13 protein-coding genes and 3 pseudogenes are annotated in these 12,506 nt (G+C 38.9%); 10 read left to right on the top strand and 6 right to left on the bottom strand.

Features of this window, described 5'->3' with window-relative positions; translation table 11 throughout:
- From FH976_RS13985 to FH976_RS16175, 5 genes are all read left to right on the top strand, one after another.
- Positions 1-219, top strand: a 219-nt coding sequence (locus tag FH976_RS13985; protein WP_194091452.1) for a substrate-binding domain-containing protein, incomplete at its 5' end; no start/stop codon positions are given.
- A 270-nt stretch (positions 220-489) separates the two neighbouring features.
- Positions 490-1,689, top strand: coding sequence for a ParA family protein (locus FH976_RS13990; RefSeq protein ID WP_194091453.1), 1,200 nt, complete (start codon positions 490-492; stop codon positions 1,687-1,689).
- Entirely contained in the window at positions 1,689-2,768 is a 1,080-nt protein-coding gene (locus FH976_RS13995) for a ParB family protein (protein WP_194091454.1), read from the top strand. Before FH976_RS13990 ends, FH976_RS13995 begins: the two co-directional genes overlap by 1 nt.
- A 31-nt stretch (positions 2,769-2,799) precedes the next feature.
- Positions 2,800-3,813 (top strand): PDDEXK nuclease domain-containing protein, encoded by a 1,014-nt coding sequence (locus FH976_RS14000; RefSeq protein WP_194091455.1) that lies wholly within the window; start codon positions 2,800-2,802, stop codon positions 3,811-3,813.
- Between the two features lie 156 nt (positions 3,814-3,969).
- Positions 3,970-4,131 carry a beta/alpha barrel domain-containing protein gene (locus tag FH976_RS16175; RefSeq protein WP_194091461.1) on the top strand — a complete coding sequence of 54 codons (162 nt, stop codon included), beginning with the start codon at positions 3,970-3,972 and terminating at the stop codon, positions 4,129-4,131.
- Positions 4,132-4,184: 53 nt separating this feature from the next.
- On the opposite strand, the pseudogene FH976_RS14010 reads toward FH976_RS16175, so the two are convergent.
- The 3 genes and pseudogenes from FH976_RS14010 to FH976_RS14020 form a co-directional block, all read right to left on the bottom strand.
- Positions 4,185-4,703 (bottom strand): annotated as a pseudogene (locus FH976_RS14010) (metal-dependent hydrolase).
- 98 nt (positions 4,704-4,801) lie between these two features.
- Positions 4,802-5,038: pseudogene (locus FH976_RS14015) on the bottom strand (hypothetical protein); the annotation flags it as partial.
- The gene (locus FH976_RS14020) at positions 4,969-5,445 is read right to left on the bottom strand and encodes a hypothetical protein (protein WP_228767455.1); all 477 of its coding nucleotides are present in this window, start codon (positions 5,443-5,445) and stop codon (positions 4,969-4,971) included. The pseudogene FH976_RS14015 and the gene FH976_RS14020, both read right to left, overlap by 70 nt.
- 872 nt (positions 5,446-6,317) lie before the next feature.
- Between FH976_RS14020 and FH976_RS14025 the strand changes: the two genes are divergently transcribed.
- From FH976_RS14025 to FH976_RS14035, 3 genes and pseudogenes are all read left to right on the top strand, one after another.
- The gene (locus tag FH976_RS14025) at positions 6,318-7,379 is read left to right on the top strand and encodes a replication initiation protein (RefSeq protein ID WP_194091456.1); all 1,062 of its coding nucleotides are present in this window, start codon (positions 6,318-6,320) and stop codon (positions 7,377-7,379) included.
- A gap of 602 nt (positions 7,380-7,981) precedes the next feature.
- On the top strand, positions 7,982-8,587 hold the full coding sequence (locus FH976_RS14030; protein WP_194091457.1) for a recombinase family protein: 606 nt from the start codon (positions 7,982-7,984) through the stop codon (positions 8,585-8,587).
- Positions 8,588-8,723: 136 nt separating this feature from the next.
- Positions 8,724-9,263 (top strand): annotated as a pseudogene (locus FH976_RS14035) (recombinase family protein).
- A 15-nt stretch (positions 9,264-9,278) separates the two neighbouring features.
- Here FH976_RS14035 and FH976_RS14040 read toward each other — a convergent pair.
- Both FH976_RS14040 and FH976_RS14045 read right to left on the bottom strand, forming a co-directional pair.
- On the bottom strand, positions 9,279-9,530 hold the full coding sequence (locus FH976_RS14040) for a hypothetical protein (protein ID WP_194091458.1): 252 nt from the start codon (positions 9,528-9,530) through the stop codon (positions 9,279-9,281).
- A 32-nt stretch (positions 9,531-9,562) separates the two neighbouring features.
- Positions 9,563-10,846 (bottom strand): hypothetical protein, encoded by a 1,284-nt coding sequence (locus FH976_RS14045; RefSeq protein ID WP_194091459.1) that lies wholly within the window; start codon positions 10,844-10,846, stop codon positions 9,563-9,565.
- A 793-nt stretch (positions 10,847-11,639) separates the two neighbouring features.
- On the opposite strand from FH976_RS14045, the gene FH976_RS14050 reads away from it, so the two are divergent.
- Both FH976_RS14050 and FH976_RS14055 read left to right on the top strand, forming a co-directional pair.
- Positions 11,640-11,873: a hypothetical protein gene (locus tag FH976_RS14050; RefSeq protein ID WP_194091460.1), complete on the top strand. Its 234-nt coding sequence runs from the start codon at positions 11,640-11,642 to the stop codon at positions 11,871-11,873.
- Positions 11,870-12,274: a LexA family protein gene (locus FH976_RS14055; RefSeq protein WP_089138384.1), complete on the top strand. Its 405-nt coding sequence runs from the start codon at positions 11,870-11,872 to the stop codon at positions 12,272-12,274. Before FH976_RS14050 ends, FH976_RS14055 begins: the two co-directional genes overlap by 4 nt.
- Positions 12,275-12,323: 49 nt before the next feature.
- Here FH976_RS14055 and FH976_RS15970 read toward each other — a convergent pair.
- Positions 12,324-12,506 (bottom strand): hypothetical protein (locus FH976_RS15970; RefSeq protein WP_228767456.1); only part of this gene is annotated, 183 nt, incomplete at its 5' end.

Genomic DNA, 12,506 nt, shown 5'->3' on the forward strand with positions numbered 1-12,506 from the left:
CCTGGAGAAATTTCCGTACTAGGAATAGATAATGAAGAGATTGGGACTTTCTTCTCCCCTGAACTCACAACCGTGGATATTCCCATCCAGCAATTAACAACCTTAGCAATGGAGAAGGCCCTCGCATTAAGCTCAGGGCAACAGATCCAACCTACAACAGATATTTTAAAAGGGTCACTTGTAATCCGGAACTCTGTTAGTATTTGTAAAACTTACTAACTAAAGTCTGCCTAGTATTTAATTGCTCTTTTAATCATCATGTCAAAAATGGACATTTTCAAGTTACAATAACAAACAATATAACTAACTTTCAGATAAGAAAATATAGAGGAAAATCTAAAGCTGTGACCAAATTTAATTGGCCGCTACACATTAAGTTCTTGAATAGGCTTGGACGCTCTACAAAAAAAACCGACAATACATCAATATTCATTGCATACATCAAAAAACAAGGTATATACTATTTCTAATTCCACTATGGAGGCGGAAATGGATACCAATCACACCACACAAGATTTTCAGCAACTTAAAGAAGGGGCTGATCAATACATCAAGCGCCGTAACTTACGATTACTGGCTAATCACCGTAAAGAGCTGCGTAATTTTACGCGAGCGGAAGCATCAACCTATTTAGGTATCGATGCCAAAACGTTAGATAAGTATGTCTCTCATGCGGAAATCGACCCACGTCGCCATGACGACTCGCAATGGTCGATTGATATTGAAGAAATGTATCGTGTGCGTGATTTGTTACCAGAGACCCTACGCAAAGAAGTAAAGTTTCAACGTAGTGACAAACAAACGGCTCAAGTTATCGTGATCCAAAACCAAAAAGGTGGTGTAGGTAAAACCGTTTCCGCTGCCACTATAGCCTCTGGTCTAGCCACAGAATTTCACCAAGAATACCGCGTTGGTTTGATTGATATGGATGGCCAAGCCACCCTTTCAATGTACTACGCACCAGAAGCCGCCCAGGAAGGTTGTTTGTCTGTTGGTGACTTAATGATGCGCAATTTTGATTTAGATGATGGTGAAACTTATGAGCAGGCAGTATCCGAAGCGTTCTTACCGACCACCATTCCAAACCTGCGCATTTTACCTGCATCACAAACCGACCGAGCTATTGAAGGTTGGTTTCATGAGCAAGTCTTTACTCAACAACTACCCTCCCCTTACTCCATTTTAAGTGGGATCATTGATGCAGTAAACGACGAGTTCGATATCATCATCATCGATACGCCTCCATCATTAGGTTATGCCACCTACAATGCATACTTTGCGGCTACCAGCGTGGTATTCCCACTATCGATTACTGAAAATGATATCGACGCCACTTGCTCTTACTTTAGCTACATTCCACAAGTATGGGCGTTATTGAAGAATGCTGACCATGCTGGTTACAACTTCATGAAAATTTTACTCACCAATCACAAAGATGGCTCAACTACGACTGAGTTGATGAACAGCCTTTATGATCACTTTGCGCCCTACTTATACTCCAAAGAGTTTAAGAACAGCGAAGCGATAAGACAATCATCATCCCTACTCTCCACGGTGTTTGATATGTCGAAAAGTGAGTACCCTAAGAGCAAATCAACCTTTCAAACAGCACAACAAAATAGTTACGAGGTCACAAGTCAAATTCAACGTGACATTCACAATGTATGGCGTGAACAGGAGCAAGCATAATGGCGAAGAAACGCGGCGCAATCAGCCCACTAGGCAATACTGTTGGCTCACAAGCAGCCCAACAAGGTGCCACTCAATCCAATATTGAATCCCTTTCTCGTCAGTTGACTACTGAAGTTGAAAAATCTGGCCAATCCGTTCACGACTTTTTAGCCCAACAATTTGGCATCAATGCGGTAGGCCAAAGCATGGTGTGGGAATTAGCTTCTGGCACAAAAGCCACTTTTCATGAAGTCACATTGAGCTATGAACAAGTAAAAAATGACACCAAAGTCACCTTTGATGTGAATGGCCGTGATCAGTCTTTACTAACAAAAGAATCTCTACAAGATTTAGATTCAATTCAGTTCCAGCAGTTCTACCCTGCTGTTGGCCATGAAGTAAATGGAAAAATTGATGTACTGGATGGCTCTCGTCGTCGTGCTCGTTTTTTATTGGAAGAAGGCAAGCTCGACCAATTTAAAATCCTTGTCACTAAAGATGCCCTTTCTACTGCCGATGCCAAAGCTCTTGCTAAACAATTACAAACCGCTAAAGAGCATAACTTGCGTGAAATGGGGATGCAGTGCTTAGCATTGAAAAAGTCGAATGATGAAATCACCCAAGCCGAGATCGCACAGCAACTTGGTTTAAGCCAGGCAGGTGTAAGCAAAGCAATAAAAGCCGCCAATGTAGACGCTAAATTAGTATCACTTTTCCCTGTCGTCAATGACCTATCACATCCAGACTACGCCCTGCTTGATAAAGTGATGAAAGCCTTTTCTGATAAGGTTTCTTTCACTTCATTTGTGAAAACCATTCAGAAAAAAAGTGTCAATATTCAGGCTGAATATTCACTAGAAGATCAAAAAGACGCCCTACTTTTAGCTATAAGAACTGAGTTAAAAATTGCAGAAGCAAAGCTAGAAAATGATAAAGCAGAAGTCACGCCTTTAGCTGAGTTTGACACTAAAGGCTTGTTTGCTCGCAAGCGTGTTAAAGGGCGTAATTTCTCGTATGAGTTTGGCCGTTTGCCTAAAAAAGTTCAGGATGAGTTAGATAAAGCGATTGAAGCTGTACTTTATAATATGAAACAGTAAACCTATTCTTTATCAATGCTAAGGATCTACCATGACTAAACCAGTCAAATCTTATCGCCATCTAATTGATAATATTTCGAATAGCTTTACCCAAGGTCAGCAAAAAACCATTGCCGCTATAAATGCAGGCTTGGTGATGACCTACTGGGAGATTGGCCGTCATATTGTTGAATTTGAACAGAATGGTCAAAGCAATGCAGAGTATGGGAAACAGTTACTTAAAAGTTTAAGCCACGATTTAAAACTCAAGCACGGTAAAGGCTTTAGTGTGAGTAATTTACAACGGTTTCGCCAATTTTATGTACTCAATACAAATTATGCGACAGTGTCGCACAATTTGAGTTGGTCACATCATGTCGAATTATTAAAAATATCTAATCAATTTGAGCGGGAGTTTTATACCAACCAAACTATTGATGCTAAGTGGAGTGTTAGGGAATTAAAACGTCAGAAGGAATCTGGCTTATTTTTACGCCTTGCTGTAAGTAAAAATAAGACTGAGGTACTAGCATTAGCTAAGCAAAATGCCTTAATAACCAAACCTGAAGATATTCAAAGAGACAGTTACATTTTTGAGTTTTTAAACCTACCAGAGCCCGATAGTTACAGTGAGCGAGAACTTGAATCTGCGCTATGCAATCATCTAGAGCACTTTCTCTTAGAGTTAGGTAAAGGGTTTACCTTTGTAGGAAGACAATACCGAATTACATTGAATAACACACACTACAAAGTAGATTTGGTTTTCTATCATCGGATCCTACGCTGCTTTGTTTTAATTGACCTAAAAATTAACGATGTAAAACATCAAGATATTGGTCAAATGAACATGTATATGGGCTACTTTGCGGCCGAGGAAAATGTTGAAGGTGATAATCCCCCTATTGGTATTATTCTAAGTAAAGATAAAGATGAGTTGTTAGTTGAGTATGCCACTTACGGTATGGATAAGAATTTGTTTGTTCAAAAGTACCAGCTTTACCTACCCAATGAGGAAGAACTACGTCGAGAAGTAGAAGCTACGCTTGTTGATCATAAGTCTAGCTGATTATACAAACAGAGCTTAAAACCATTGATACCAAGCAGTAATGATAACCATAAACAAAGATATCGACATCTGAACTGGCGACTTTATCAGGTGTAGGTGAAGCAAGCTTAATTCGTTTCTGTAAAAAATGGGATATACCAGTTTTAGGATTTTAAAATATTACTATCAAAAGTAAATATTCCAATTAAAGTTGAATATAATGTACAAACTCCAGCAGTGGCAAAGCGTTGCTTAGAGTTAGATGGCCATGCTGTTGTTATGGGTGGTGCAATTACTCGACCAAAACACATAACTGAACAATTTACTTCTATCATGTAATTATCATTTCCCCCCTAAAAAAGCTGTCATTATTCAGCCTGAATAATGACAAATCATATCAGTCTAAATCGGTTGGTTTTCCATTCTAAAGCGTCAATTACACCCTTCTGATATAAGCCGCTCCAATCCTAGAAAAAAGGTGCAAAACCTTGACCTCCTGTTAGTTGCATCAGACCAATGCAGGCAATCACTACCCCACCTGATATCGCATATTCAATGGGATCACCAGTGCGCAATCTTCCACCAAATAGGTGAAACCTCCTATCAATATATGGAGAGAATGGCACACCTGAAACGGTCATCGCATCAGTCAATATGTGGCTAACGCCACCCCAAGCAAATGCGGTTCCAATTCCGTGGTAATCCCACACAAAAGTAAACGTTATCGCAGCTATCAACCAATGAGTCAAAATATGGGTAGGACCTCGGTGTTTTATCTTTCGATTAAACGCTTTAAAAACATATTCAAGCCAATCTGGTGCGGTTGCTCCTGCAACACACACAGCAACATGAGGAGGTGAAACAGTGGCACAAATAGCACCGGCAACTGATATATGGTTAAGCCAATTCATTGATGGCTTTTCATTTTAGGTAAGGTAGCCACTTTCAATAAGTAACTGTTCATGGCACCTGCTTGTTCCTTGTTACACATCGACACTAAAGCTAATCGATACTCATCAAAATTAGCACGAACGCCAGCAATCAAATTAAGGTCAATTTTAAACTTACTTTTTTCTGGGTAGCACCTAAGTACAGAGTTAAAAATAGTATCTGAATCTACTTTAGGAGCAGGCAAAAGAGCAGGTATAGGATCGTTATAATGTGGGCTACTACCTTTTAATGATGGTAATTCATAGGGCTTAACTTCTGGCGGCGGCACGCTAGGCTCATCCCAAGGCGTTGCAATCCTTGAGTATCAATTAAGTAGTCGGCCAGTAAATCGGCTTTCTGCTGTAAGTTCAACTTTGGCCAAGGCGTAAAATAATCCACACTTTCATTTTTCAAGGCATACCACTTATCAATCCCTTTAATTTTAATCCAGCTCGATAGCGGCATCAAACCTTCTAAAAGAACAGGATGCGATTTTCCCCCCCAGATTTGATGCCTATTATCTTTCAAGCGTATAAGCCCACGACTTTTCCCCGAGTCATGGGCACCTGAAATTAATTGGCACTCTTTACGGCGCAAGCTGGTTTCTTTTCGATCTGAGCTAGGTGCAAAACGGCGAGGTGAGTCCACAATTAAGGGCGTCACGTATTTGGTGCCATCTTTACGCACTCTCTTATGATCGGTTCTGAGTTTTAAAAATCGCATCCTGTAACCTCTAAAATCAGATTAACGCAATTAGACCGTTAGAACAGAGTAGGTAAGGGGAGTTGTGAATCGATTCATGTTGCAATGTAATTGATGTGTTTGTTATTTAATTTATGCGAATTATTTTGTACAAGTATCATCGGTTTTCTCCGCACAAGAAAAAAAATTTCAAACCAAAGGTAAGGGGTAAACATTTATAAGGGATGATGATAATGACCGACTGCATACAAAAAACGATTAAAGTGACCGTTTTTTTTCGCACAGGGTATCTATGACGTGGCTGGGTTATGCAACATAAAAGCGTTAACATCAACCGGCTCCACCAAGAGATATAAGATGTTGGTTCTTCTTTGTGATGAATTATCAGGTACGATAATTTGTGACAGATTAATTAGGGCTGGGCATAGTCACACGGCTCGTCACTCCGTTGCAGGCTAAGGCGTTACTCTTTACCATTTCCAAAGCTGGTTTGTGTACTGGATCGTATCACCCTAACAGCTAGGCATCACCTTGAAACCTATTTATCCACACCATTGGCTAACGGCGTCCCCCGTAGACGTCATCACATTGTCACTTACTTTTTCCTTAAACCACTTACTTAAGTAGTTTCCTCCCATTTATTTCACTTCGCTGGCGTTTGCCTTACTTGGCGAAGGCTAGTAAGAATCAAAGTATTCTAATTATCGATCATCGGCTCCTATCAAGATGAAATCTTGCTAGAGAAACTACTTATATATACGACCAAATTGACAAATATACGTCTTAACCGATCAGGAGCAATTAAATTAAAAACACATAACAAAATCTAGGTGTTTTTACCTTAATTTTGTTATCATTGCCTATATTCTGTTATTTGAATGACTGGTAGTTGTATGGAAGAACAAGAGTTTTATTACCCGGTAGTTAGCGATAAGCTCCCTAAACATATAAAGAAAGGGCACCAACTTGTATTTAGTCGACAAGACTTATCAGCACGAGAAGCTGATCTCTTTGCTCTTATGATTGCAAACATGAAAGTTACCGACTGGGATGGAAATACACCTCATTATGAATTCACCTCACATCAACTTTCTGAATGGTTAGGTATCAACTCTAAACACATAGGTAGTAATTTAAGCCCTGTAGCTAACCGATTAGCTAGTCATAAAATTGGGATAAAAGTAGAAACGAGTAGGGGAGAAGTGGAATTTGACTACCGTCCTTTGTTCAAAAATATCAAATACAAAAACGGCATACTAACGATGGTGCCAAATGATATGCTTAAATCCGAATATATTGAGTACAACCAAGGGTTTGCACTTATCAATACTCATAACTTTCTTGATCTTAATAAAGAGTATTCAAAACGACTCTATGAGTTATTAAGCCGTTTTAAAGACCAAGGTTTTGAAATGCACCCTCAAAAACTGAACGACTTGAAGGGTGTGTTTGGCTTGCTTGATGAATCAGGAAAGCTTAAGAATGATAAAAGTTCATTTAAAAACAATAGTGTATTTATGAAACGCTGTATTCGTAACAGTATTGAAGAGCTTTCTAAACATCCAACGATCAGAAAAGAAATCTTATTTTTAGAAAGTAACAATGGCGATAAAGGCTTTGAACTTATCAAAAAAGGAAATCGTATCGTTGAGATAAAGTTCTTATTCCGCTGGCTTAAACAAGGTAACGTGGAAGAACTCAATCAACATGATGCAAAAAACACTATTCAAGTTCTTGAACTAAAACGATTACAACATAAAGAACGTCTAACAGATTCAGAACTTATCAAGCTTTCAATGGCATACCGATACTTAGGTAAAGATGAGCACGCAGATAAAGTTGACCAAAGCTTAGCAAAACGGCAAGCAATAGTAGAGCCGGAAGAAGTAGAAGTTGAGTCCGTTTTAGAGAAGATAAATACTCTCATTGAGATAAATGACAATCCAGATTATTGAGATATAGGTAACACTTTTTAGGTGTGTATACCGAAATTATGTCATCTACCTACGAAAAAGAAGCCTTCATAACACTTTTTAGGTCATCAAGACGGATAATTAGCAGATCAATGAGGATCTAAGCAGACAGATAACATAATTTAGGTAAACGATAGAAAAAAAATGCTTTTGTCATTGGCAAAACCATTAATTACCTAAATTATGTTATCTAAAGACCTAATAAATGATCAAAAACACCTAAAATGTGTTATCGACACACCTAAATTAAGATCAAAGAAACCTACTATGTGATCATGAACACCTAAAACATGTGATCAACCCACCTAAAAAGAGATCAGAAAACCCATAAAATCACTTAACTAACAATAACTTATAATCACTATAGTCTTTATAGATTAAATAGATATTATAGTTTTAATAGTATTAAATAGATCTTATAGCTGATGTGGATAAGTGGACAATCTACGATTGACACACTTCACCACATCACTCCAATCATTTCTCTTTCTTGTCTTTTAAGATAAAAGCCTCTCATTTATAAATAATAATCTTCTTTTGAATTCATAAGCTTGTTACAACCTATACCTCTAAATGGAGGAACTATGAACTACGCATATTTAAGAGTTTCAACAGACAGCCAGGATGTTGCTAATCAAAAGCATGGTATTTATGAATACGCAAACCGTGTTGGAATCGCCAATCTAGTTTTTGTGGAAGATATTATTACCGGTAAAAAGAAATGGCGAGAAAGACAATTAGGTAAGCTCATTGATGGAATGGGGCAAGACGATAAATTGATCTTTGCCGAAGTCAGTCGCATTGCCCGTTCGACTCTACAAGTGCTAGAGGTATTAGAGATTTGTATGGAAAAAGGGATCTGCGTTTATATCGCCAAACAAAACATGCAGCTTGATGGCTCTATGCAATCGAAAATTACTGCAACCGTGCTAGGTTTAGCTGCTGAAATTGAGCGCGAATTTATCTCTATGCGAACCAAAGAAGCATTAGCCGCTAGAAAACAAAATGGCATGGTGCTTGGACGCCCTAAAGGACAAGCAACTCAATTAAAACTCGATACCAAGCGTGACCAAATTGAAAAGTACCTTAATATGGGATTAGGGTTACGCCCAACGGCAAAGTTAATCGATGAGGCGCCGAGCACTTTACGTGATTATATGAAAAGGCGAGAACTGAAACTTCAACCATAATAGTTGGAAGTGAGTGTCCATAAAGGTGTACTTTTGATGCACCGAAAATATCCTTACACATAACTGTTCAAAAAGTCCTAATATGATATCGTAAACATGTACACTATTTTAATTATAACTTATTGAGCACTTTCTTATGTTAATCGGCTATGCACGAGTCAGTTCCAAAGAACAATCCTTAAAACTCAAATTGAACAGCTCAAGCAACTGGGTTGCGATAAAGTTTTTCAAGAAAACGCCAGTGGCAAAGATTCAGAACGAGAACAACTTAATGCCATGCTCGATTTTGCACGAGAGGGCGACACTATTCACGTCATGAAAGTCGATAGATTGGCTCGTAATACCATTGATGCGCTGCAAATCGCCGACCAATTATCACAAAAAGGCGCAGGCTTGGTTTTTCATGATCTCGGTAATGTGGATATTAACAGTGATGTGGGGCGAGTTATCTATACCACCATATCTGCTTTTGCTGAAATGGAAAGAAAACGTATCTTACAGCGTTGTAATGAGGGCAGGGAGCGCGCTAAAGCAGAAGGGCGACATCTTCCGTTTTCCTAATGAAGCCTTACATCAGCGCATACAAGAGCTTGCGGGGCAGGGCATGAATAAGCATGCAATCAGTAAAGAACTGGGATGTAGTCGGACGACGGTTTATAGAGTGTTGGATATATAAATTACCCAAATTTTATTATCGATTTAGAAATCTTTTTTTATGCTCATCCATCGCTTTTCGCTTTCTTTCTATGCTGTCTTTATTTTTATCCAAATAATCAATTAAAGCATTATCTATATTTTTCATCCTAGAATTTGCTTCTTCTAGGACGATATTAACACCTTCAAGAGACCTTATTAGACCAGTGTTTACTATATCTAAAGTCGATGTATTATCACTTGATTGTTCATTAATAGACTTCACTATTGTGTCTTTCAATTTAGCCATGTTTGAATTCCTGGTTAAGTTTAACAATACACTCAAAGATCAACACTAGCCCCAGCGACAGACGACTCGGTCATAATGGCTTTATTATAATCATGAATTGCACTAGAAGCGGGATCTATCATCACTAACTCAGAATTCCTTAATTCAGCCATAATACTTAGGTCGAGACTTTTACTATCTTCAAAGTTATAGAGCGTAATTGAGGCTCTATTTATGTCAGTTAACGCCCATGGTTCAGGTAGTTCCACATGTATTGTCTTTGATGCCTTAGTGACTTGAAAAACATTGATGATATAAGGAGTTATATCATTACTACCATTTAACTCGCTTTCAATAACGTTGTAACGGAAATTATTGGTTATAAATGATATGGAGTCATCATCATTTATAGTCATCGAATCTATTGGTTGCGCTGATGGGAAATTGACATTAAATTGGCCATTTTTAGGCACGACTCTTTGCTCTGACCAAACCTTAGCATCTAAGGAGTATTCACTTCTGAATGCTGTCATTTGGCTGATTATATCTATCTCTTGAGGTAAATAAAGTTCAGAATGAGAAGTTGATGTATGGGAAGTATTTATTCTAGAAAGTACATCATTTACGCTAAGAGTAGAGTTATAACTGCTGATTTTTTCATGATCTCCCACAATCGGGTAAGTAACGACAGGTTTGTTGATTGTTACTGTCTCAGTATTGCTGACACCATAACTTGAATTTCCAGTAATATTTCCAACATCATTTAATGAAAAAGTAAAGAATGATGCTTCTTCACCCAACAAAGAAGCAGGAACACCATCATACATAGGTGTTCCATTATCTGGAGATACTGTAACGGTATTTGGGTATTCATCGGCGTTCGTGACAACTGTTGTACTAGAATCGTCTATCGGGAGTGTTATACAGCGCTGACCCAGTATGAAATCGTAATTATTATATCCTTCAAAAAAAAGCATCCCATCTTGGCTAATTGCTTCTTTTTGAATGCTAGTGACTACATAAATATAATTTGGATTATTCCCGCCGGAACTTCCACCTTCATCATAAAGCTCTCTTGTTGTAATGAAACCATTTTCAGGAACATCATCTAAATCTAAAACGCCTTCATCTAGTGTGGCAAGCCTAGGGGAAGAGCCATCGGCATCATTGATATACACTTCTGCATTTAGTGCTGCACAATATTCACCATTATAAACAGACATACTCTTGCCCATAAATGTTAATTTACTGGCACTTTTCTCAGGTGATGTGCTTGAATTATTACAACCATTTAGGAGTATACTTGTGGCTACAATACATGCGGTTAAAAATTTCATAGCTTCCTTTGCTGTCAAATAAACTAAAAATAATTCAGTTTTGGGCTTGCCTCCTTACCCAATATGTTTCAATTAAACAAAATAATATAGATAATTTTATTAATAGTCATTTATTCGATACATAAAATATATCCAAATCGTTCATGCTTCGCATCAACTCAAACCACGCACCTTGTTTACAAAAAACGTAAACAAAGTGCGTTAGCCTTCTTCACTATCATTTTGTCCATTATTGCGGATATTGATTACAATAGTGCCATATTGCTAACCACTCCAAGCCTATCGGGCCACTTCCTGCCCCTTTTCACGTAAAAACGCATCATGGGCAAAAACTGTTACGCTACGCGCAACTGCCCATCATGCAACCGCCAAAAAGGGCAGGGCGGCACCGCTAGACTTTCCGTAGCAACATGCCTTAAAAGCTTTATTTTCAACCCCCATCCCCCAAGCTTGGGGATATGTGCTCAAGTTCAACATAATGTGGAATAATGCAAAATAACACGTGCCTTTCGCCAGCAAGCTGTCGGGCACTGAGTTACTTCAAGCATTATTGGACATTATGTTAAATTTTCGCCACCGCACAAAAGACGTGCTTTTTTGAAGCCAGCAGAGCTGGCGCTTATTCATCTGCCTTGCCCAAAAAAACGGGCAAAGCAGGGTAATTGGTGGTCGCATCAGGTACAAAAACCGTGCCTCATGCGGTAAGGTTCATCATGTTCCTTTTGCTGATTTGTTGTGGTGCGTTCTTAATGTTGCCCGTTCCGGCCAATCCATAAAAGGCGCAAGCTGTTTTATGGAAGAACCCACCACATCCCCCGCCCACCCAGAGCTGCGCCCCGTCTTGGTTAAAGTGTGCTTAGAGGTTGTGGATATTTGGGGATTTTTCTTTAGCTTCTTTGGTGTTGGTAAATCCGCGGTTGGTCGTGCCGTGGTGGTTACTCCACTTTATCTTCTTGCCTTTTCTATCAATATCCTTAAAAATAGAACTGTGTTTTTATACAGTATCATTTTTAGGTGTTTGCTATGAAAGTTATCCCCATTTCTGCTGGAGCCGGCATTACCGGTTTTGAGTCACCTGCTGCCGAATATTCTCAACTGAGCTTATCGCTCGATGATTTGTTGGTTGAGCACCCGAGTTCGACTTTCTTATGCAAAGCCTGTGGCGATTCGATGCAGAACGTCGGCATCTTTAACCAAGATATTTTGATTGTTGACCGCCATGAGACCTCTAAGAATCTTGACATTATTGTGGCGAACTTCAATGGTGAGTTTGTTTGTAAGATCCTTGATATAAAAAACCGCTTGTTACTGTCAGCAAACGAACAGATTCAACCCGTTTCTATCTACGATTATGACCAGTTTTCTATTGAGGGGGTTGTTGTTCGCTCTATACGCTGTCACCGGCCAAGTTATTTGTTTGCGAACTAGCCTATGTTTGCCTTAGTCGATGCCAATTCTTTACCGCAACAGGTCGATTCTAAAATAAATCTGGAAAGGTATGTGTGATAAGGCTTCTCAGCCTTTTCCAGAAAAACAGTAGTTTTTGACTATTTTTCCTAAAATTCGAATTTTTAGAATACCAATTTCCAGATAATTTGTCACTTCCCAAAAGGCGAGGCTTAAGGTGTGGTGGGCTGATGGATAGCGCCACCAAACTCAT

It is taken from the genome of Vibrio hibernica (genome assembly GCF_015223435.1).
Classification (GTDB): domain Bacteria; phylum Pseudomonadota; class Gammaproteobacteria; order Enterobacterales; family Vibrionaceae; genus Vibrio; species Vibrio hibernica.

Coding starts and splice junctions, on each gene's coding strand:
- FH976_RS14025 (WP_194091456.1), top strand. CDS start 6,318: ATGGAAGAACAAGAGTTTTATTACCCGGTAGTTAGCGATAAGCTCCCT.
- FH976_RS14020 (WP_228767455.1), bottom strand. CDS start 5,445: ATGCGATTTTTAAAACTCAGAACCGATCATAAGAGAGTGCGTAAAGAT.
- FH976_RS14055 (WP_089138384.1), top strand. CDS start 11,870: ATGAAAGTTATCCCCATTTCTGCTGGAGCCGGCATTACCGGTTTTGAG.
- FH976_RS14000 (WP_194091455.1), top strand. CDS start 2,800: ATGACTAAACCAGTCAAATCTTATCGCCATCTAATTGATAATATTTCG.
- FH976_RS14045 (WP_194091459.1), bottom strand. CDS start 10,846: ATGAAATTTTTAACCGCATGTATTGTAGCCACAAGTATACTCCTAAAT.
- FH976_RS14030 (WP_194091457.1), top strand. CDS start 7,982: ATGAACTACGCATATTTAAGAGTTTCAACAGACAGCCAGGATGTTGCT.
- FH976_RS14040 (WP_194091458.1), bottom strand. CDS start 9,530: ATGGCTAAATTGAAAGACACAATAGTGAAGTCTATTAATGAACAATCA.
- FH976_RS13990 (WP_194091453.1), top strand. CDS start 490: ATGGATACCAATCACACCACACAAGATTTTCAGCAACTTAAAGAAGGG.
- FH976_RS14050 (WP_194091460.1), top strand. CDS start 11,640: ATGGAAGAACCCACCACATCCCCCGCCCACCCAGAGCTGCGCCCCGTC.
- FH976_RS13995 (WP_194091454.1), top strand. CDS start 1,689: ATGGCGAAGAAACGCGGCGCAATCAGCCCACTAGGCAATACTGTTGGC.